This is a genomic window from Echinicola soli (genome assembly GCF_006575665.1).
Lineage (GTDB): Bacteria > Bacteroidota > Bacteroidia > Cytophagales > Cyclobacteriaceae > Echinicola > Echinicola soli.
This window is the reverse complement of sequence record NZ_CP041253.1, coordinates 3,058,323-3,080,388: the sequence shown is the minus strand read 5'-3', so window position 1 is coordinate 3,080,388 and position 22,066 is coordinate 3,058,323. Positions and strand designations below refer to the sequence as shown.

16 protein-coding genes, 1 tRNA gene and 1 riboswitch are annotated in these 22,066 nt (G+C 44.8%); of the genes, 4 read left to right on the top strand and 13 right to left on the bottom strand.

All coding sequences use genetic code 11. From position 1 onward, the window contains the following. Positions 1 to 124: 124 nt before the first annotated feature. A riboswitch (cobalamin riboswitch) is annotated at positions 125 to 321 on the bottom strand. Positions 322 to 609: 288 nt separating this feature from the next. From FKX85_RS12275 to FKX85_RS12265, 3 genes are all read left to right on the top strand, one after another. Next, a complete protein-coding gene (locus tag FKX85_RS12275) occupies positions 610 to 1,572 on the top strand; it encodes an aldo/keto reductase (protein ID WP_141615005.1) in 963 nt (320 codons plus the stop codon). Positions 1,573 to 2,943: 1,371 nt separating this feature from the next. Then, a tRNA-Pro gene (locus FKX85_RS12270) sits at positions 2,944 to 3,017 on the top strand. A 508-nt stretch (positions 3,018 to 3,525) separates the two neighbouring features. Then, entirely contained in the window at positions 3,526 to 4,758 is a 1,233-nt protein-coding gene (locus tag FKX85_RS12265; protein WP_141614201.1) for an IS4 family transposase, read from the top strand. Between the two features lie 218 nt (positions 4,759 to 4,976). Here the strand turns inward: FKX85_RS12265 and istB are convergent, their stop codons facing one another. After that, entirely contained in the window at positions 4,977 to 5,696 is a 720-nt protein-coding gene (istB, locus tag FKX85_RS12260; protein WP_141613449.1) for an IS21-like element helper ATPase IstB, read from the bottom strand. Between the two features lie 12 nt (positions 5,697 to 5,708). Beyond that, the gene (gene istA / locus FKX85_RS12255; RefSeq protein WP_229239610.1) at positions 5,709 to 7,268 is read right to left on the bottom strand and encodes an IS21 family transposase; all 1,560 of its coding nucleotides are present in this window, start codon (positions 7,266 to 7,268) and stop codon (positions 5,709 to 5,711) included. A 294-nt stretch (positions 7,269 to 7,562) separates the two neighbouring features. Here istA and FKX85_RS12250 point away from each other — a divergent pair, with 294 nt between their 5' ends. Then, positions 7,563 to 7,871, top strand: coding sequence for a hypothetical protein (locus tag FKX85_RS12250; RefSeq protein ID WP_141615003.1), 309 nt, complete (start codon positions 7,563 to 7,565; stop codon positions 7,869 to 7,871). Positions 7,872 to 8,063: 192 nt separating this feature from the next. Here FKX85_RS12250 and FKX85_RS21570 read toward each other — a convergent pair whose 3' ends face one another. The 11 genes from FKX85_RS21570 to FKX85_RS12200 form a co-directional block, all read right to left on the bottom strand. Continuing rightward, positions 8,064 to 8,408 carry a hypothetical protein gene (locus FKX85_RS21570; protein WP_210416851.1) on the bottom strand — a complete coding sequence of 115 codons (345 nt, stop codon included), beginning with the start codon at positions 8,406 to 8,408 and terminating at the stop codon, positions 8,064 to 8,066. Then, entirely contained in the window at positions 8,368 to 8,913 is a 546-nt protein-coding gene (locus FKX85_RS21565; RefSeq protein ID WP_210416850.1) for a phospholipase D-like domain-containing protein, read from the bottom strand. The genes FKX85_RS21570 and FKX85_RS21565 overlap by 41 nt, the downstream gene beginning before the upstream one ends. A gap of 458 nt (positions 8,914 to 9,371) precedes the next feature. Beyond that, positions 9,372 to 9,698 carry a hypothetical protein gene (locus FKX85_RS12235; RefSeq protein ID WP_210416849.1) on the bottom strand — a complete coding sequence of 109 codons (327 nt, stop codon included), beginning with the start codon at positions 9,696 to 9,698 and terminating at the stop codon, positions 9,372 to 9,374. 368 nt (positions 9,699 to 10,066) lie between these two features. Further along, entirely contained in the window at positions 10,067 to 11,662 is a 1,596-nt protein-coding gene (locus FKX85_RS12230) for a RagB/SusD family nutrient uptake outer membrane protein (protein WP_229239609.1), read from the bottom strand. 13 nt (positions 11,663 to 11,675) lie between these two features. After that, positions 11,676 to 14,822 (bottom strand): SusC/RagA family TonB-linked outer membrane protein, encoded by a 3,147-nt coding sequence (locus FKX85_RS12225; protein ID WP_229239608.1) that lies wholly within the window; start codon positions 14,820 to 14,822, stop codon positions 11,676 to 11,678. 170 nt (positions 14,823 to 14,992) lie between these two features. Then, on the bottom strand, positions 14,993 to 15,958 hold the full coding sequence (locus FKX85_RS12220) for a FecR family protein (RefSeq protein WP_141615000.1): 966 nt from the start codon (positions 15,956 to 15,958) through the stop codon (positions 14,993 to 14,995). Positions 15,959 to 16,068: 110 nt separating this feature from the next. Continuing rightward, entirely contained in the window at positions 16,069 to 16,647 is a 579-nt protein-coding gene (locus FKX85_RS12215) for an RNA polymerase sigma-70 factor (RefSeq protein WP_141614999.1), read from the bottom strand. Positions 16,648 to 16,782: 135 nt separating this feature from the next. After that, positions 16,783 to 16,908: a hypothetical protein gene (locus FKX85_RS21780; RefSeq protein WP_262711611.1), complete on the bottom strand. Its 126-nt coding sequence runs from the start codon at positions 16,906 to 16,908 to the stop codon at positions 16,783 to 16,785. 287 nt (positions 16,909 to 17,195) lie between these two features. Continuing rightward, a complete protein-coding gene (locus tag FKX85_RS12210) occupies positions 17,196 to 17,639 on the bottom strand; it encodes an ArdC-like ssDNA-binding domain-containing protein (RefSeq protein ID WP_141614998.1) in 444 nt (147 codons plus the stop codon). 378 nt (positions 17,640 to 18,017) lie between these two features. Beyond that, complete coding sequence (locus tag FKX85_RS12205; RefSeq protein WP_141614997.1) at positions 18,018 to 20,498, bottom strand: glycoside hydrolase family 95 protein; 2,481 nt, start codon at positions 20,496 to 20,498, stop codon at positions 18,018 to 18,020. Positions 20,499 to 20,534: 36 nt separating this feature from the next. Then, positions 20,535 to 22,055 (bottom strand): RagB/SusD family nutrient uptake outer membrane protein, encoded by a 1,521-nt coding sequence (locus FKX85_RS12200; RefSeq protein ID WP_141614996.1) that lies wholly within the window; start codon positions 22,053 to 22,055, stop codon positions 20,535 to 20,537. Between the last annotated feature and the right edge of the window lie 11 nt (positions 22,056 to 22,066).

Genomic DNA, 22,066 nt, shown 5'->3' with positions numbered 1-22,066 from the left:
GAAGAGACTGAAAAATAGACATACTTTTCCCTTGGGCACAATGATCCCGGAGAAGAAAGGAAAAGCGTGTGTACCTGACAGCAGCTTCAAATCGCGAAAGCATTGTCACTCCTATCCACAAGTTGCGAATAGGTCAATACAGGCAGGTCTCCTGGCTCATGACATTCTTGCCGTCCTTCCCATCCTGAAAACGATCAGAACAGTGGACAACCAAGGGCAAGAATTATTTTGGTCACTTACAGTTGCGCGACAGCCCGTGATTTTCACACGGTTCCCTATTATCTCCGACCGTAGTCGGAGACCTATATTGGTTATTGAAGTAAATATGAAAAGAACTTTGGCTGCAAATATAGGGATAAGAATTGAATTTGGTGTAGAAATAATTTTATGACTTGAAGAAACACCATTTACTTTATTGGTGATACAAAAGAAAGTTTCAGCATCTCTTAGATTACCTGGAGTGCTAAATATCGCTGTAATCTTACTGTTTTTTTGTAAATCGCCCACTCCAAACGCCCTAAACTGCTTCATTTACAACAATCCATTTCACCTTAGTTTTGGTACATGATTTTTTGTAAATTGGAAATTTCACCGTTTAAATTCTATTAAATGACTTCTACCCAAATCGGACTAGGAATGGCCGCTCTTGGCAGACCTGAATACATCAATATCAACCCATCAGATCAACGAGAAAAGTCTGAAGAGGCATTTTTCGACCACAGCCTAAAAGTCCTGGATGAAGCCTACAAATCTGGCGTAAGGTATTTTGATACCGCGGCATCCTACGGAAAGGGAGAATCGTTTCTATTGGAATGGCACCAAAGCCGAAATCACCCAGATGTGATGTTCGGGTCTAAATGGGGCTATACCTATACTGCTGACTGGCAACTGGGCTATGAAGGCAAGCATGAAATCAAGGAACACAGCTTGCAAAAACTGGAGGAACAGTGGGGTTATTCCCAGAAATTGTGTCCTGCTCTCGGGATTTACCATATCCATTCGGCAACATTAGCATCTGGCGTCTTGGAGAATGAGGATGAGGATGTCTTAGAGAAATTAGCTGCGATCAAGCGATCCACTGGGGTATTGATCGGGCTCAGTTCCAGCGGCACAGAGCAGCAGGAAGTACTGGAACAGGCCATGAATATCGCTGTCGACGACACACCATTATTCGACACTTTTCAGGTGACTTTTAACATCCTCGAACAAACCACATTCTCCACCCTACAAAACGCCAAAACAAACGGCGTAAAAATCCTCATAAAAGAAGCAATGGCCAATGGCAGAATATTTCCGAACAATGCATATCCTTATTACGAAAAAACCTACACTTACCTTTCAAGATTAGCAGACAAATACCAGGTAGGCATCGATGCCATTGCGCTTCGCTTCTGTATGGACAAAATCAACCCTGCCTACGTCCTAAGCGGAGCCAGCACCATTCCACAATTGACAGCAAACCTTAAAGCGAGTACTTTCCAGCTTACCCAGGCCGAGCTGGACAGCCTCTCCAAACTGGCAGTAGCACCTGAAGACTACTGGCACGAGCGATCACAACTCAAATGGAGTTAGAAAAGCCTTTGCTATTTTTTTGATATAGTTAAAAATTCTGTTTTCTTTGCACCACCATAATCGCTAAAACGGCTTTTATGGTAATCCTGACATATTCCAGACCGGAAGAATTCGGGCAAATGAAACATTTAGAGTGAGGATATCCTCTTAAAAACTGGCCAAAGATAATCGGAGTGTAGCGCAGCCCGGTAGCGTATCCCGACGGGGTCGGGAGAGGTTGTGGGGTTCGTTGATATAGATAGAGCGTGGCCTTGCTCTCTAAACTGGCCAAAGATAATCGGAGTGTAGCGCAGCCCGGTAGCGTATCCCGACTGGGGTCGGGAGAGGTAGTGGGTTCGTTGATATAGATAGAGCATGGCCTTGCTCTCTAAACTGGCCAAAGATAATCGGAGTGTAGCGCAGCCCGGTAGCGTATCCCGACGGGGTCGGGAGAGGTTGTGGGGTTCGTTGATATAGATAGAGCGTGGCCTTGCTCTCTAAACTGGCCAAAGATAATCGGAGTGTAGCGCAGCCCGGTAGCGTATCCCGACTGGGGTCGGGAGAGGTAGTGGGTTCGTTGATATAGATAGAGCGTGGCCTTGCTCTCTAAACTGGCCAAAGATAATCGGAGTGTAGCGCAGCCCGGTAGCGTATCCCGACTGGGGTCGGGAGAGGTTGTGGGGTTCGTTGATATAGATAGAGCGTGGCCTTGCTCTCTAAACTGGCCAAAGATAATCGGAGTGTAGCGCAGCCCGGTAGCGTATCCCGACTGGGGTCGGGAGAGGTTGTGGGGTTCGTTGATATAGATAGAGCGTGGCCTTGCTCTCTAAACTGGCCAAAGATAATCGGAGTGTAGCGCAGCCCGGTAGCGTATCCCGACTGGGGTCGGGAGAGGTTGTGGGGTTCGTTGATATAGATAGAGCGTGGCCTTGCTCTCTAAACTGGCCAAAGATAATCGGAGTGTAGCGCAGCCCGGTAGCGTATCCCGACTGGGGTCGGGAGAGGTTGTGGGGTTCGTTGATATAGATAGAGCGTGGCCTTGCTCTCTAAACTGGCCAAAGATAATCGGAGTGTAGCGCAGCCCGGTAGCGTATCCCGACTGGGGTCGGGAGAGGTTGTGGGGTTCGTTGATATAGATAGAGCGTGGCCTTGCTCTCTAAACTGGCCAAAGATAATCGGAGTGTAGCGCAGCTCGGTAGCGTATCCCGACGGGGTCGGGAGAGGTAGTGGGTTCGTTGATATAGATAGAGCGTGGCCTTGCTCCCTAAACTGGCCAAAGATAATCGGAGTGTAGCGCAGCCCGGTAGCGTATCCCGACGGGGTCGGGAGAGGTAGTGGGTTCGTTGATATAGATAGAGCGTGGCCTTGCTCTCTAAACTGGCCAAAGATAATCGGAGTGTAGCGCAGCCCGGTAGCGTACTTGCATGGGGTGCAAGGGGTCGTGGGTTCGAATCCCGCCACTCCGACTCTTTCGAAGCCTTTCGATTGTAAAAGCCTGTAAATCATATGGTTTACAGGCTTTTTTGTTTTTTTCAATGCAAAATAAACCAATGTTAATCAAGGTTTATGAGAGTAATTAGGTGACATTTTTTGCTAACCTGATTTTTCCTATAATTGAGTTAATTAACTTTTAATCAATTATTTAAAAGTTATTTGTAGGAATATATTTCGAACCCTTTTGATTCGATTTGATCGTCAAAATGGGTATTCAAATGTGAAAATTACCCAAAACACTACAAATCGTAACATTATGAAGGTTAGGAACACTATCTGAATCCATTTCATCATTCGCAAGGAAAGAGTAAAATCAGGATTGTTTCAGGTTTATCTAAGGTATCCCTAAATGGATCTAAAAGGGAAATATCATTAAAAAAATCATTGGTGTCCGGTAAAAAATAAATGAAAGAGGGCCAGTCCATTGCTGAACCAGCCCATTGTGGCTACTTTTGAGTTACGACACAAAAAAGTTAAGCCATGGGCAAAAGTAGTAATTTTAGCGGACAGCCGATATTCAATCAGTTAATAAAGTTCATTGACAAGGGGGAGGTAAGAGAGATAGCCCGCAGGCATAATGCGGAGCGTTATGTGAAGAAGTTCACGACTTATAACCACTTGATAGTAATGCTGTTTGTAGCATTTGAGGGCTATCATTCCATTCGTGAGACACTTGTCGGTTTGTTGGCCAATGCCCATAAATTGGCCCATTTGGGTCTGAACTATGTGGTAAGGCGGAGTACGTTATCAGAAGCCAACAAACGACGTGTGAGCGATGTGTTCGCCGATATATACATGAGTGTGTACCAAAGGCATGGTGACAGTTTAACGGACAGCCGGTTGAAGGATGCTGATATGAAGAGGCTCTATATTATGGATTCTACCACCATTAGTCTGTTCAAGGATATTCTCAAGGGAGTAGGCAGGAACCCGAAAACGGGCAAAAAGAAAGGAGGTATTAAGGCGCACACCATCATCAGGGCGAGTGACCATGTTCCTTATCTTGTCCGTTACAGTGCGGCTGTCCGACATGACCATACCTTCCTGGATGAGGTTTTCAACCTGCCCGGGGGCTCTATCATCACTTTTGATAAGGGATATGTGGATTATGGAAAATATGAGGTCCTGACCGAAAGCGGGATATGGTATGTGACCAGGTTAAAAGACAATGCTGTCTATCAGGCCCGAAAGGAGTTTAATATTCCTGATCAGGCAGATTCCGGAGTACTCAAGGATGAAGAAATCATCTTACGATATGGCAAGAACAAGCAACAGGAGCACCGTTCCAGGAGAATAGCCTATTGGGACAGCAAAAGTGAACGCCTGTTTGAGTTGATTACCAATAATTTTGAGATGGCAGCAGAGAAGATAGCACTCATCTATAAAAGACGCTGGCAGATAGAGCTATTATTCAAACAGCTTAAGCAGAACTTCCCTTTAAAGTACTTCTTGGGCGACAATGAAAATGCCATAGAAATACAGATATGGTCGGCCATGTTGGCCAATCTCCTTTTGACCTTGATCAAAAGCCAGGTCAAAAGGAAATGGGCTTTCTCCAACTTGGTATCCCTGGTCAGACAGCAATTAATGAATTATATCAGCTTGTATAGGTTCCTGGAGGATCCGGAAGGAAGCTGGAGAGCCATCATACAAGAAGATATTTTGAAAAATCAAAACACACTGTTCCCTGAGATGAGGGGGGCTTGCCCCTGACGAAAACCAAATAACCACTTTATAATCAGGAAGTTGAAAATTGAATTTAACTAATATCCGGGTTTACCGGACAACAATGTAAAAAAATATGTAAAGGAGGCCGATTGGGATAAAAGAAAAGGGTATCCTGGATATTCTGGATGATACTGACCCCTCTCCGGGGATATTGACCCCTCTAAAAGTTGGTTTGGTCATGTGAATCCAATGGTATGACAATTTTACATTTTTTTTCTTAGACTATCACCTTTAAGTTCGATTCTGTATGATGAGTGTACCAATCTGTCAAGAATGGCGTCGGCTATCGTTTCTTCACCGATCACCTCATACCAGCTGGATATGGGCAACTGGCTTGCGATGATGGTGGATTTCTTCCCGTGCCGGTCCTCAATGAGCTCCATAAAGTCCATCTGATGCTGTTTTTCCAGATGTGTGAGCCCAAAATCATCCATGATGAGCAGGTCGGCTTTTGCCAACTTGTCAAAGAACTTGATAGCGGTGCCTTCCAGCCTTACCATCTTGGTTTTGAGCATCAGTTTCTGGGTATTAAAATAGGCGGCCTTGAACCCTTGGATACAGGCCTGGTGTCCCAGTGCGGATGCCAGGTAACTTTTACCACAGCCGGTGGCCCCTGTTATCAGCACCGATTCCCCTTTGGTGATGTAGTCTCCGGTGGACAGGGATGCCAGCACCATATCGTCCAACCCCCTGGTTTTATCAAGCTTGAGTTCTTCCAGGGAGGCCTTATACCTGAATCCGGCATTGGACTCCAGCCTTCTGAACCTCCTGTTGTCCCTTTCCTGCTCCTCGGCCTGGAGCATCATCTCAAGGCCTTCTGTCAGCGTGAGGTTTTGGGTTTTGCGGGTTTCCTTCAGGGCTGTCCATGTTTTGGACATACCGTGCAGTTTAAGCCTGGTCATTTGTGCTTCGATCTGGTTCATATTCATTAGGTGTTAAAATTGGAGTTTCTGTTGGTCGTAATATTCCTTGCCCCGGACATTGTCGTGTTTGGGCAGGGCTTTTTGTGTAGTATCAGGCTGTTCATGGGCCATGTTGTTTTCAAGGATGTTCCTGATAAACCCATAAGAATAGACCTGGTGGTCCATGGCTATTTTGCAGGCCCTGTCAAAGGTGTCCGGGTCGGACTTCCTGCTCAGGGCCAGCAGCCCGTCACAGGTCCTGTAAAGCTGCTCGGGATACCGGTTCTGCTCAAACAGCAGGGACACATACCGGTAAAGGACCTCCGATTTTTTACGGGCAAGCTCCCTGTAGTATTCAGGGCTCCTGTCCCTGTAATGCCTGTGCTGGGAACACAGATGGTCTTCAACGGTAGAATAGCCGCCCTTGGTGCTTCTGGCATGGACGGCTACCTTTTTGCCTTCATGGTAGACATAGAACATGGACCTGGTGTAGACTACCTTCACTTTCTTGCCAATAAGGGTATACGGGACACTGTAATATTGCTTGTCCCTTGCCAGGTAAACATGGTTGTTTTTTGCCACGGTCAGCAGGGCATGGTAGCGTAGCTCAAACCGGTCCTCGGGAAGTTTTCCCAACAGGTTTTTTTCATCGGCCAAAAACTTTTCTTCCCGGCAGTAGGGCCTGCGCTGCATCCGTGTCTGGTTATGGGCCCTGATCCGGATTTTAATGGCCTGGTTGAGCGCATAAAGATCAAAGAACTGCATGTTCCTCAGCTTGGCATATACCCTGGAGTAGAGCATGTTGACCTGGTTCTCGACCAGGGCCTTGTCCTGGGGCTTTCGGGCCCTTGCAGGCAGGACGGCCGTACCGTAATGGTTGGCAAAGTCTTCCAGTGCCCGGTTGATATCCGGTTCGTACTTGTCGGCCTTGTCCACTGCCGACTTCAGGTTGTCGGGGACCAGCAGGGAAGGGACCCCGCCCAAATGTTCCAGGCAGCAGGCCAGGGCATGGAGAAAATCGGCTATACGCTGGCTGGGCACGGCCATGGCAAAAGCATAGTCCGAACAGGGCAGGCAGGCCACAAAAAACTGGCAGGAAATGACCTCTCCAGTTTCCCGGTCTATGTAGTCAATCGTCTTGCCGGCAAAATCAATATAAAGCTTTTCCCCGGGCGGATGGTCAAGTACCATGGTTGGTTTTGACCGGGCAAGGTCATGCTGGTCAAGGTGGTGGCAGAACTGTGAGTAGCTGTAACCATCCGGATGGGACTGTCTGTATTCCTCCCACAAAAGTGCCCTGGTAACCCCGGTACGCTTCAGCTCTTTACGAAAATATTCAAGACGCATTTTAAAATGATCGTACCGGGGATCCTTATAGGAAGGGTTGCCAGGATGGAAACGGGAATGGATCTCCGGCTCTTCAAGGGCGAGCAGATCATCTATGGTTAGGCTCGTACCTGTCTGCCCCAGCAGCTTTTCCAGCTTGACCAGGTAGGCTTTTACGGTATTCTTGCTCATGCCAAGCATTCGGGAAATGGTCTTGATCCCTTTGCCCTGCTTGTTGAGAATGATCAATTGTTTTATCTGACTCATTGGTTTTGGTTTTCCTGCCATTGGATCACGGTTAGTGGTATATAAATCATCCGCTAAAAAACCAAAACCAGCATTATGAGGGGGCAATATGCTCCGGAATCTGACAACAGAGGGGGCAATATGCTCCGGAATTATTGCTGAAATATTACTTTAGGGGGTCAGCATCCGCCGGAATGGCAGTTGAAAACAGCCGCTTAAGCTACTTTTCAACCTCCGGTTCATTCCCGGATCATGGGGTCAACATGCTCCGGAATATCCAGGTATCCCAAATCCCAACGAAAATCCAATTCCGATTTGATTTTTTATTTAGAAGAAGTGAGGGCCGATGTACTCGGTGCTTATCATGAGTTCTCTTCAAAAAAAAGGCGATTCCATATAGACGAGTTAAAAAATTACTTCTTAACTGGAGGGGAGGAAGATTTTACCCTGATGAAGCTGGTGGATTATCACAAGGTCGCCTATGCCAATACCCTTTCAAATGGCTCCTTAAAGAATTATAGAACTACTGAAAAATACCTGAAGCGGTATTTAAAGGAATGGCTTAGGACTGCAGATATCTTCTTGAGTGAGATTGAAACGGAACCCTGCCTTTCACCAAAATAGGCGGGCTTATGTTTTATGATTACGAAAATGTAAGGAAGTTGATGGAGGGAAAAACGGAGGATAGATAAAGTCCAAAAACCCTTCCATTTCGGCCAATCCAGCTACTCAACAGGCTAAAAGAGAGATACAAATCTAGGATCAGGTAAAGCTATCTTCAATCTACTTGTAATTTCGTCCACTAGGGTGGTCTTTTTACATAATTGGTTTTTTCATTGATGTTTTCCCATTCGATGGTTTGCCTGTTTTATGGCAATACTTTTCAGGGAAATCCTCATTTCCATATTCATTCCAAATTTTCCAAGATTCTCTTGACATTGGCTGTTTTGGGTTGAATTTTATTTTTTTGCCAGACCTAATACAAAACCCTTGGGTTTGGATTTCTTCAATTTCTCGTTCAGGTCGTTCTGTATTGGCTGAATTCAATTCCAATTCTTCAGGAAAATCCAATAACCTTTTTTCGTCAGTCTTTCTGTTTTTTGTAAAACCGTAAAACTTCTCAGTTGAATAAAATATTGGATTTGATGTAGCTTTTGCCAAGACTAATTATGATTTTTTTACTTTCAAAAACAGGTCTTTTAATAAAAACTACTTCATTGTTTTCTGCAATTTCCATACATTCATTCCAAGCATCATTGTCTGCTGATTGTTTGAACCTACCCAAAAGGCTTTGTTGACTAAAAACACCAAATTCAATATTGTTTTTAAATGAATAATCATAAAGATTTATTGATGTAATTATTCCTTTTTTCTCGTTGCCATAATATTTTGCGTGTAAATTTGGAACGTAAACAATACTTACATTAAGAAATTTTTTAAAATAGTCAAAGTCGGCTTTACTCATACTTTTTTTAACCGATTTCTCGTTTTTTCCAAAGACTAAAAGCAGGTGAATTCTTGGGTTGTTTTCATGTTTGTCAAATAGTTTTTTGAAATAGTCATCAAGTTTGATAAAGGGGGAAACAATCATTAATGTATTTTCTGTTTCCCAAATAATGTCATAAACGGTATCTTCTAATTCTTTGCCTGTTAAAAATTTACTCATTTTTTTATTTCCTATGTTAAGTTTTTCAATTCAGATTTGTTTATCAGCATTATTCGCAACGCCTGTATAAATGTAGTCCGATTACGTCTATTTCAACTTCGGTTTGTTGAATGCTATAAACGTTTACTTACGTCTATAGTCTGTTTATCCACAAAATTACATCATCCCGCATTATCAAAAAATACCCTAATTAAGGTATTTTCCCAATGGTAATGGGTATACATCTTAAATTGACAGTTGGAATGGCCAAGTATTATCTTATCCGAAAAACGTGATATATGGCCCGCATCTTGGGGATTGTGTGATTGCATAAGTGTAGTAGTGTTATTTGTCAAAAAACGGCTATCGCCAAATCAAATATAGTAATTTTTACCAATTTCAAAAACTAAGGTTGCAGAAATAGGAAAAACACCTCCAATCATCTTGAAGGTGCTTATCATTTAAAAACCACGAAATTCCTACATCCTTGCCCCTTTCCCCTTTTTGGGTTCCTTAAGGGTGTTCTTCACCTTTGGAGTCTGTTGCTTTTCTTCCTGCTGGTCCTGCTTTACCTCCTTTCCCTGATCCTTGCCCAATTTAAGGTCATTGGTCTTGACCATCTTCATTTCGACATCATAGACATTGACCGATTTGAACTTGGGATTGGCCGAAACGTACATGATCTCTTCTTTGCCGCCCTTTTCCATGGTCACCGGATAGACACTGCCCTTTTCAAAGGCTCTGAGGTATTGGATTTTCTGAAGTGCAGGGAAAAGTCCATTTTCTTGCCTTCTATTTCCATGCATACAGAGGAAGGATATCTGACTTTTCAATGGCCAAATGAAATACAAAGCAAAGAAGCCTTTTTTGGGTCACCGAACTTCAACGATTCCATCGATGGAATGAAAATTTATAGGGCAATATGGGGTGACAACAATGGAATTTCTCGTGGCAAATTAGTAGCCAATGCCGAAAACGGTTATCCTATCCGGTGTGTAAAAGATTGATTATATCATTGATGGTTACCAAAAAAGCGGTTTGACGGTCCTGGATTCCATTATCCATAGCCTACTCCATTCCGATGATCCACCGACCACCCTTTTTGTTGGGGTAACCTTTAATATGATCCCAGCCATTGCAAAAATGGCTGGGATCTAAATCCAAAAGGATACTATTAATACCCTGCGTTTTGTTTAAGACCAGGATTCACCTTTAAACTACTTTCAGGAAAAGGCCATTTATATTGGTGGGGGCCAAAGGTCCTGTCTTCAATCTTTAGACTGGTCATCTGGCCGTTCTCTTCCCTGGTATGTCCCAGGGCAGGTTGGTTTAATACTTCCTCGGCTATTCTCCAACGAATGATATCTGCATATCTCAAACCTTCCCCGGCAAATTCCACTCTCCTTTCATTTCTGATCAGGCCGGTCCATTCCTCTTGCCCATAGCTGCTGAAGGCTGGCAGGGTCACATCTGCTTCACTCATGTCCAGGCCAGCCCTTTCTCTGACCTGATTGATGCAATCTTTGGCCAGCGCATCCACATCACCCATCATGATCCTTGCCTCTGCATAGGTCAAAAGTACTTCTGCATACCTGAGCAAACCGTATTCCATGTTCCCGTTTCTGAAAGCATCGTTTTCGGAGACAAACTTTTTGAACCAGTATCCGGATTTACTGGCCCTTTGATTCTCATAGTACATGGGATTATTGCGGTTGTAAATATCAATGGATTCTCCATAGAATTCATCACCATGTCCCATGATAGATGCTTGGTACCGCGGATCCCTGTTTAGAGCAGGATCCAGTTCATATTCTTCTTTGGTGTGAAGCGGACAGTTTTCGATAGGCCGGCCCTGCAAGGTCCAGTAGCTGTCCACCAATGACTTCAATGGGACACAATAGGATTGGCCATTTCCAGTGCGGAAATGAGGCCCCAGATCCCTAAACGAATAGGTTGTGCTGCCACTATGGCTTTCTTCGTCCAAATGGACAATAAATTCACTGTTGTTGGAAGATGCATCATACTGGAAGAGATCACCATAATTTGGGTGAAGGCTATAGTTTCCACTGTCCATAATTTCCTTGGCCAACCGGGCGGCCAATTCGAAACGTTCATGATAGAGCGCATAGCGCATGATCACGGCTTTCAAAGACATCTGGTTGAACATGTACTTGTTGGAAGTATATTCATCCACGGGCAGTTGATCGGCGATTTCCTCGGCCATCGGAAATATGGTCTCAAGGATTTCCTCCTTGGGCATTGCCGGCTGTCTGGCGTCGTCCAGATCTGCAGGTTCGAGCATAAAGGGCACATCTCCCCAATAGAAGGTAAGCCGTAGATAGTGCCACATCCGCAAACCTTTCAAAATATTTTCATATCGGGTCCTGATGTCCTCATCCTCCACATATGGCTCATCAATACTGGCGATATAGGTATTCAGCCGGCCTACATGCTTCATATAAATCGAATAATAATACTCTATCCCCAGACTGCTGGCGTTCAGGGTACCATTGGCGATCGCTTGATGGTGATCGCTGAAATCTCGGGCATAGGCATTGTCCGAGCGGCCGTCCAGCATGTACAGCAGGCTTCTCCTATTGCTATGGTGGGTAAAAACATCATAAAAACTACTGTAGGTAACCCTCCTAAGGTCATCTTCATCGTTAAAGAACTCTGTGAAAGAAGTAGCAGTCGGATCCGTCCTGTCCAGAAAACTTTCGCATCCTGTAAAGGTGATTATTAAAACGAGTAAGCAAACTATTTTTTTCATGGTCATGTCTTGATTAGAGAATTGTGAATTTTACGCCCAAACTATAACTGGCCATTCTCGGGTAATTGCCTGTACCACCGTTCCTTTCAGGCTCCAGCCCTTCCCAATTAGTAAAGGTAAAGGCATCCTGGGCATTGAGGTAAACGCGCATATTTTTAACGCCTTTGGCAATTCGGGGGAATGTATATCCCAATTGAAGGGTCTTGATCCTAAAAAAGGAGGCATCCCCTAACCACACATCACTGAGCTCGGAATTTGGGGTGGTTCCGGTCCACATGCGTGGGAATCGGCTGTTTGGGGTTTCTGGAGTCCACCTGTTGTCCATGTAATATTGTCGAGGTGCACCTAGGTCGTTGTTTTCCCCATCCATATATACTGGAAATCCTTCCTGGCCACCAAGCCTGCCGGTCCGTCGCCCCACTCCGTGGCCCAAAAAGCTAAAATCCCACCTCCTGAAACGCAGGTCCAAGGTAATGGAATAGTTCATGTGCGGAAAAGGATCTCCCAGGTCCACACGGTCCTTGTCGTTGATGACCCCGTCCCCGTTTTGGTCGACATAGCGGATATCGCCTGGCAGGGTATTGGGAAGTTTCGCAGATGTTTCGTCCACCTCCTGCTGGTTCTGAAAATAGCCGTTGCTTTCAAAACCGTAATAATTGTCCAAGGCAATTCCCCTGTACCAGATTTTTTCATTGTTATCCTTAAAAATCAACGTATCGGATTCATTGTACCCTGCCTTGAGGACTTTGTTATTGTTATCAAACAATATTCCGCCAACGGTATAGGACAGTTCCCCAATCTTATCACTCCATGATCCTGACAGCTCCCAGCCTTTGTTTTCCACCTCCCCAATGTTGACAGCGGATTCCAGACTATGCGATCCGGTCAACGGTGGTACAGGAAACTCAGAATAGATCAGGTCAAAGGAATGTTTCTTATATACTTCGGCAGTAAACCTGAAGCGATTGTCAAACATGGCCAAATCAAGCCCAATATTTCCCTGTCGTTGTTTTTCCCAGCTAAAGCTCGGGTTGGGGACCCGCATCGTCCAGCCCCAGTTGTTGACCACTTCCTGCCATAGATAGGGGGCCACATTTTCGTTCCCGATCAGGCCATAGGATAACCGGATCTTTAGGTTATTGACCAAACCATTCTGGGTGATCCCGGATAAAAACCTTTCGTTATGGACATTCCAGGCCAAAGCTCCGGAAGGAAAAAAGCCCCATCGGTGCCCGGGGGCAAACTTACTGCTTCCGTCCCCGCGTGCGGTTACTTCCAGCAGGTAGCGGTCATCAAAGGAATAATTGAGCTTTGAATAAAATGAAGCCTTTGCAATTTCCCTGTAATCGGTATAGTTATAGTTCATGAATTCCGTACCAGCGACCAAGTAGAGCTTATCCCGCTCTTTTCTTAGGTTGCGCTCATAATTGATATTTGCCCTGGCCGTAAGTTGGCTGACACTTACCCCCTGTTCGGAATCCACTTCATTTCCCCATGTAGTCACCGGCACGCCATCTCCATCAAAGAACTTGAACGTTTCCCGCTTATACTTATTGGCAGATTTATTGATCATATAGGAGATATTTCCGTTAATGTGCAGGTTATCATTGATATGATAGCGTGGGCGGAGGTTGATGGTGCTTCTGTCGTAGAGATTGTTACGCTCACCGCCATGGTTAATGGATGCAATTGGGTTCATCTCATTGTGGAGCATATAATGGTCCTGAATATCGGAGTCATAAAATATCGCTTGCGTTGGGTTCATCCTCCAGGCAATTTTATAGAGCCCGTGTCCATCTGAATTGGCATGTAGCCTGTTCACCTGCAGTCTTCTGGCATAGAAGTCCGCCAACAGGACAAACTTGTCGTCGATATGGATATCAGTATTGAACCGGGCACTGAACCGCTCCGATCCTTCGTAGTTATTCAGTCCATTTTCTTTCAGATAGCCCAGCATCAGGTTAAATGTCCCAACACCTCCTCCACCGGAGATGTTTGCGGACATGTTGTAGGAATGAGCCCTTCTTTCCATCACCTCGTCCAACCAATCCGTATTTGTGGAATTACCATTTCCGGAGTCAATAATGTCCTCATCGGTAAATTGGGGAGTTTGCCCCTGGTGTTCACGCGCTTCGTTGTTCAAGCGCATATAATCCACTGCGCTCACGAACGTAGGTAAATCGATCGGATCGTTCATAGCTGCCCACGAATGAAGATCCACTCTAAACTGCCCGGTGGTTCCCCTGTTAGTGGTAATGATGATCACGCCATTGGCACCTCTGGATCCATACATCGCTGCCGAGGCAGCATCTTTGAGTACACTGATGCTTTTGATTTCGTTGGGGTCGATATCGGTCAGGGACTGCTCCATCCCATCCACGATCACCAATGGATCGGCATTTTGCAAGGTACTGATCCCCCGGATATTTATGGTTCCCGGTACGCTACCGGGGAGGTTGCTTCCCTGCAGCATCGTGACACCGGGCAGGGTACCACTAAAGGCCTCCTGAAGCTTGTAAATCGGCCGCATCTTTGCCCTTTTCATATCCATTTCTGCAACCGACGAGGCCACGTGTTGTTTTTCGACCGTATTATACCCCATGACCACTACCTCATCCAGTGCAGTGCTTTCCTCTTGGAGCACGACATTGATCTCACTCCTCCCATCAATGGTAACTTCTTGGTTTTTATAACCTAGCATATTGAAGATCAGCACTCCGGCATCCTCGGCACTGATGTGGTAATACCCGTCATTATCCGATACGGTGCCCACATTGGTTCCCTTGATCAGGATAGTGGCACCTGGCATGGGTTCCCCATTTTCATTGGTTACCCTTCCGGTAATCTCCAACTTGGCGTACCCACCAAATGTTCGCTTCACGGAAATGTGGTCACCTTCCCTCATAAACCTAAGTCCCCTTCGCTCCAGTAGGCCCAGTAACTTGTCCAGGCTAATATTATCCCTGTTAAGACTAAAACGATCGTCACTGTCGGCAATGACGTCATCATAGAGAAATACCAGATCCGTCTTGGCCTCTATTTGGTTGAATACTTCCGTATATCTGGAATCCTGGGCAAAAAAAGAAAATGTAATCTGTTCTTTGCTTTGGCCATTTGAGACATTGGCCATAAGCACCTGTATCATAAACAGTTGTACCATAAAGGCATAAAATATTCTCTTCGATAATAATATCGATTGTTTTAAGATGATGGAATACATAAATTTGTAAATGTTAACTAATGTTAATGAAATCTATCTGGCCCATATCTGCTGCAATCAGGTATGGGCCTAATTATGGAGGTGGTAAGACAAGGTGTTACATAGGCAGTTCAATTACATTGTTGTCCTTTAAATACTATTGTGTTATTTCCGCTTATTTCCCAATCAATTTCTTTGATGAATTTTATTTGGTTGAGCAGTAATTCCAACTCACCCATTTTAAGTTTTCCCGACAGGGTACAGTCCCCGAGTGAATGAGGAATGAAGGTTACTTTATGGCCATACCATCGCTCGATCAATTTGCCAAGCTCATCCAAAGAGGTATTGTCCATATAATTCATTCTCTCTCGCCAAGCTGCGGCCATTTTCAAGTTGGCCGGATGTTTATGGAGCTTTCCCTGATCGTTGAACGAGGCTGCTTGATTTACCTTGAGTAATTCTTTCTGGCTACTATTTGCCCTTGAATAGACCTTTACTTTCCCTTCAAAGACATCAACTTGGGACTGTTCGGAAGGATAGGCGTGGACATTGAACTGTGTACCGAGTACTTCGGTAACCAAATTTTCCGTATTCACGTGGAAAGGCCTCCCGGGGTCGGCAACCACCTTAAAAAATGCTTCTCCCGTGACGCTCACTTCACGTCTATCCTTACCAAATTTCTCAGGATATTGGATACTGGAAGCTACATTCAACATAACAGTTGACCCATCGGGCAGTTTAAGGTGCAATTGTTCACCGTTACCTGTGGACTTGGTCAATAACCCAGCATTTTGATACCTACCTGCAATTATCCAATAGCCCCCTACCAGTAAGAGAAAGATAGCCGCGGCGGTTTTCCACCAATGGCAAGTATAAAGGTTCACAATTTTTCTTTGGCCCGTTTTCGTTTTATTTAATTTGACACTGATCTGGGTTAATATTTCCTTCCCCAAAGCCGTGAGATCCTGATGTTCACCAATGGATTTTCCTTCAAAACTCTTTTTGAACCATTGATCCACCGCTTTATTTTCATCCTTGCCAGTTTCACCCTTTAGGTACCGTTTTAATAGGTCGTTGAATTGTTTCCTATCCACCATCAATTTTGTGTTTTGCTTAATAGTGGGAATTAACAGGCTACGCACCTATGGAAAAAATGGGATACCGTTGGATTTAATGATTAAATAATAATATTAAAAATAAAGTAACACTATAGTTGGTCGAACAGGGAGTATCCCATAATAAATGCCATCTTGATTTCTGGTGAATTTCTCAAATGGGTCAAGGCTTTATTAATTTGGTTTTCGACCGTACTTTTTGAAATTTCCAGTTGCTGGGCAATCTCCTGATTGGAAAGGTGATCGTAGCGACTGAGGAAAAAAATCTTCCTGCATTTTGGCGATAGCATTTCCAAGCATTGTTTGATTTTACCATCCAACTCCTTATAATTTAAATACTCTTCCACTGGATTGTGTGCGAGTACCTGGTTAAATTCCTTGATAAAATGCTCCTGTTGCTCCAATCTTCTAATATGGGCTATCAATCTATATTTTGATGCCTGGTAGAGGTAGGCATAGGTATTTTTTATGGCCAACTTTTCCCTTCTCTTCCACAAGTCAAGAAATATTTCTTGGACGAAATCCTTGCTAAGCTCCTCATCTTTGGTAACGGCTTTGCTAATTGCGTAGATTTTTTTCCAATACCGCTGGTATAATCCCTCAAAAGCCTCCCAAGAATCCTGCTTTAACGCTTCAAGTAATTCGGCATCTGATTGCTGATGGGTTTCCATTGTTCTATCCTAATTTTCAATTGACCATAATATTTATTGCCACAGCTAACGACCAACTGCTCTTATCTGCAATTACCTGGCGAGTGATTCAACTATGGGATAATAATCAATTCCCTATTCTAAAAGTATCGAATGTCATTCCTGACCAATATACTTAAGGAACAACACTTTAAACTTATTGGCCATTTTCCAAGTCTTTATGGAATTCCTAATGTATTGGTTAAAATCGGCCATCAATCCCATTTCATCTTTTGAATTCATGCCCCCAAATTTTACTGATTCTGACCATTTCACTCACATTAGACTCCTCCAATGTGTTCGAAGCATTATTTGGTAAAAATAGATAAGGAATTGTTAAATATTCCCCATGCAAAAATAAGTTAATGTTAAGCTTTAAGGGGTTTAGTTATACCAGAAAATCAACTATACTTGTATCCCCTTAACGCACAATGTCTTTTTATCACGGGGAACGTTAAAACAGCATTTCCGCATATTTCGGCCTAATCTTGTTCGCCGGTATATTATATATCATCATATTGGTTTTACAGCTACCCCAGCCCCACTCCCCTCATCTCCCTCACCTCTACTGCATATACGCCGAACTCTTCCACCACCTTCCAATAAATCCGGTAAAATCCCCCAGTTTGGAAAGGGTATTTTTCACCGGATTCCGGCATGACCCATTTCACCCCTTCGATATCCTCGATATTGAACACATTGTAATATTTAAGAAATGCCTTTCTGTCAACGATCCCCTTGGGCAGCTTCCGTGCCTCTGCCTCGGAGAGCTTTTCACCGCTTTCCTTATGGCGGTAGACAACGTTCCAATAGACCACTGGAACCGACTTGGCCCCTTTCCTGATCTTTGCCCCATAACCTTCGGCCTGTTTTAAGGTAAGGTAATACGGATAGGCATGGCCACAGCTGAGCAATAACCACAGGTTGATGCCCTTATAGACCTTTCCTGAATGGAAGTTTTTGGGCAGTCCCATCACCGACCAAGGGCATTTCCAAGGCTGGCCATGATCCTTTCGTTGACGATCTGGTAAACATCTTTGCAGGATTTTTTTCTTTGTCGCTTCATAACACAAACGTTTTAGAGTGAATGATTTTAATGATGAAGCTTCCCCAGGCTGCAGGGGACATTAAAGGCAAGGAGGATCGGAATAAACAAGCGGGGAAAACAGTAATGGCTTTATGCCGAAGTTCCTTGTCCTATATGGGACCTGTCTGCCTAACTTTGCGGGGTAATTGAATAAGAATCAACCAAGACCGATTTCACTTTTTTTTTACATTAAACTCAGAAAACCATTAATTTTACGGTGATTAGGAATTAAGATAACTCCGGGAATTTTCGTTACCTGAAGTATCTAATAGGGCACTAGCAAAAAGCGCTGATTTGGGTTGGTATTGAATCGAACTTCCATGCTTTCATTCCTTTTATTACTTATAACTTCTTTTCCCTTTTCATCCACAATGGTCATTCCCTTAGGCAATAATAAACTGCACTCCTGTCCTTTTAGCGAGGTGATATTTCCCGAAACTACTCGTCCTTCTTTCCACTTAAAGTCCACTATAAATGCTCCCCTTGCATGCATTCCATTTACTTCACCTGCTTGCCAAGATGAATCTGCAGGCAGAGCTGGGATAAGACGAATGGTTTCCTTTTTACCGTGGCTTTGGAAGAGCATTTCGATAATGCCTGCTGTTCCTCCAAAGTTTCCATCTATCTGAAAAGGTGGATGGGCACAAAATAAATTGGGATAGGTACCGCCATTGCCCATGACAATCTTGGTTCCGTCACCTGCTGCTGGCTGAAGGAGTTTTCGGAGCAATTCCAAAGCATGGTCCCCATCACCGAGTCTTGCCCAAAAGTTGATCTTCCAAGCCCTGCTCCATCCCGTCCCTCCATCACCTCGCTGCAACAAGGTAGCCTTTACCGCCTTTGCCAGATCCGGCGTGCCCCATGGGGTAATTTCATCGTAAGGATGTAACCCATAGAGGTGCGATACATGCCGATGGTGAGGATCGGCATCATCCCAGTCATGTAGCCACTCATTCAAGTCCCCGTTTTTGCCCACCTCGTTCGGAGCCAATCGTGCCATCTTTTCGGTAAGCTGACCGACCAGTTCCCGATCCGTTCCGAGAACATTGGCTGCCTGAATGGTATTCCCAAAAACCTCCCGACAGATCTGCATGTCCATTGTTGGCCCCATGGCAGTATGCCCTTTATAACCATTGGGCTTGAGGTAAGTATTCTCTGGTGAATTCGATGGGGCGGTCACCAGGTATTGGTGCTCAGGTTCTTCGATCAACACAGAAGAAAGGAATTCAGCAGCACCTTTTAGCACTGGATAATAAGTAGCCAAAAAAGCCGTATCCCTGGAATAGCGATAATGCTCCCAAAGGTGCTCGGTAAGCCAAGCACCACCGGTCATGGTGGATCCCCAGCTAGCTCCTTCCCCGGGGGAGGTAAAATACCAAGGATTACTGATAACATGGGCTACCCACCCTGGCGCATTATAATAGGCCCGGGCCGATTTCTGCCCGTTTTCCACCAAATTGGCCGTGAACTGATGAAGCGGCTCTGCCAAGTCCCCGTAGCCAAGCGGCTCTGCCAGCCAGTAGTTCATTTGGATATTGATATCCAAATGATAGTCTCCATTCCAGGGAGCCTGATATTCCGGTGCCCAGATTCCTTGGAGATTTGCAGGCAGTTGGCCAGGCTGTGAAGACGAAATCAAGAGGTATTTTCCATAATTAAAATACAGTACTGGCAGCTGGCTATCCGGATGCCCTTCTGCATACCGTAAAAGCCGCTCGGGCGTACTTAGGTTCGCTACCATCCTTTCACGTTTATCAAGTTGAAAACCGTTCTTTTCAAAAAGCTCCAAAAAAGCCTTTTCATGTCGTTCCTCAGCACCTTTCGGTTTAAAATCATTAATGACCTGAAGTACTTTCCCTTTGGGATTAGCTCCCCGCAGTGCAGGACTATCTATATTATAGTCGGTGGCTGCAGCCAATATGATTAGGCACTCATCGGCATTTTTCAAGGTGAGATGGTCAGGATCCTGGGTAAGTTCTCCTCCCACTGGGATCACTTTCACTACTGAAGCAAATCGCATCCCCTTTTTGTCCTTGTCCGGCAACTGACCCAACATCATCAACTGATCAGTATCCAAGCTATGGGTCTCTGCATTTTCTTCTCGATGCAGTCCAAGAGAAAAAGAAATGGCTCCTTTATCAGACGCGGTCAAATGGACGACCAGCACATCATCAGTCAAGCTCACATAACCAACTTGCGAAAATAATATTTCGTCCCTTTTCCAAGTCGTCGTCGCCACTCCCCGATTCAGGTCCAGAATTCGATTGTAGTCAGAATAGGCAGAAGCCGTATCCAGCCAGTTGATCCATAAGTCTCCAAGGGTTTGATAGCTGCCATAATGGACATTTGCCCCCCTGCCATGACCCGATCCCTCACCTTTGGAGACAAAGTTTTCCTGCAATAGCTGCTCGGCTTCTTTATTTTTCCCCTGTAAAAGCAACCGTTGGATTTCATCCAAATGGGCATGGGCATTATCCCTGTCGGCATCCTGCACTCCTCCGGACCACAATGACTTTTCATTCAGTACTATCCTTTCCCGATTGGGATTACCAAATACCATCCCCCCCAGTTGGCCATTCCCTAAGGGCAAGGCCTCTAAATAATTTTTAGCAGGTTGCTTAAAATAAAGGCTTTTGTCAAGAGACTGGGCCTGCGTGGTTAGTTTTAAAAAAAACAGGGTGACAAACACCAATAACGAGCATTTAACAACACCACCCTGCTTTTCTTTGTGATTTAAAATGTGCATATGAACTTTTTTAACTTCTATTGTTACGGTAAATTACTACTGGTAATCTGGATTTTGTACCAACACGCCATTGCTTTTATCGATCTCCGATTGCGGTAATGGCCAGAGGTAAAAGCGATCTTCAAAATGGTAGGGTATCACCCCATCATCCACGCTGTTCAGCTCTTCCTCTGCCACCCTCCAACGCTTCAGGTCGTAATAGCGCAGTCCTTCAAAGGCCAGTTCTACCCTTCTCTCATGCCTGATACGTTCACGCATGGCGTCCTGAGAAAGTCCCGAAGGAATATCCGGCATTTCGGAACGCTCACGTATGGCATTGATTGCATTGTAAACCGCGGCATTGGGCCCGGAAAGCTCATTTTCCAGTTCTGCATACATCAGGAGCACATCGGCATAGCGAAGCAATACCCAATCTTGCTCACTTCTGGTAGAATACCCGTAAGGAATGAGGTCTGGGCTCAGGAATTTTTTCAATCCAAAACCAGTCGGTCGGTTATTGGATGGACGGTGCTCGTTTCCATCACCCCAATCGACATAATCCACAAAAATAGTCTGCGCAAGTCGCGGATCCCTGTTTTCATAGGGATCATCGGGATCGGTCATTGGTGATTCACCATAAGGTAAGCCATCCATATATTCAAAATCATTCACTAGATTTTGAAGAGGGCTTACCACTAGCCAATCCCCGTACCACTGGTCCATAGGGGTGGCATTGTCCGGTGCCAAAAACTTGACCGAAAAGATGATCTCTTCATTTCCTTCCTGTGACCCTGTCCTAAAGACGCTCTCCACATCTTCAACCAACCTATAATCACCTTCCATCAGTGACTGGGCCAACAGTTTTGCTTCTTCCATGATAGCGGAATTGGCTGCACCGTTCTCCTGATAGGCTTCATACATCAATGTCCTGAGCAAAAGTGCTTCCGCTGAGCTTTTCACCGCATGTCCACCACTATTGCCATAGGGTATTTCCTCCAACATACCAATGGCATCCGTCAGATCATCCCTGACCTGGGCAAAGACCTGTTCCATAGACACTTTTGGCTGGGACTGGTTCTCCAAGTCCAATGGTTCCGTAACCACTGGCACCTCACCATAGGCCTGATACAGCTCAAAATAAAAATATCCACGAACAAACTTTGCCTCTCCCTCATAGCGGCTTTTCATTTCATCACTTATATCTTCCCCTTCATAGGATTGCAGTTGGTTCAGGAAGATATTTATCCTAGCAATACCCGAGTAAGCTGTCGAGTAAATTGAGGAAATATACCCTCCCGATGAAGGAAAGATATTTCCCTGTACAATGGCGTTGCTCCCATAGTAGTTGTGCTGACCGTATCCATTATCGGTCAGCACATCCTTGTTGGGCGCTCCATAGGTGTACATGTCCACTTGCATACTTCCATAAATGGCCGTCAATGCATTTTCAAAATCCGTTTGGGATTGCCAGAAAAGATTCGATGAAAGCTGATCGGTGGGACTTCTGTCCAAAAAGCCTTCACAGGCACTCAGCACGAACAAAACTCCAATTATGATATAATTATTGATCGTTTTCATATTATTTTTCA